General features: G+C 74.6%; 1 pseudogene. It reads left to right on the top strand.

The annotated features are described in order from the left end of the window. Positions 1–240, top strand: a pseudogene (locus KVT14_RS21145) (phosphomevalonate kinase); the annotation flags it as partial.

Consider the following 240-nt stretch of genomic DNA (forward strand, 5'->3'; position numbering starts at 1 on the left):
TCCATCCCGACCGACCGGTCCGGCCGGCTGCCCGGCGTGTGGCGCCGCGCCGGCGGCCGGGTCGTGCTCGACCACGACAGCCCCCCGTTCGACTACGTGCTCGCGGCGATCGACGTCGTGGAGCGGTTCGCCGCGGAGCAGGGCCGCGAGCCCGGCTTCTACGACATCACGATCACCTCCGAGCTCGACGACCAGTCGGGCCGGAAGTTCGGCCTCGGGTCGACGGCGGCCGTCACCGCC

Origin of the sequence: Cellulomonas sp. GbtcB1 (assembly GCF_019091725.1) — a bacterium.
In the GTDB taxonomy this organism is placed as follows: Bacteria; Actinomycetota; Actinomycetes; order Actinomycetales; family Cellulomonadaceae; genus Cellulomonas.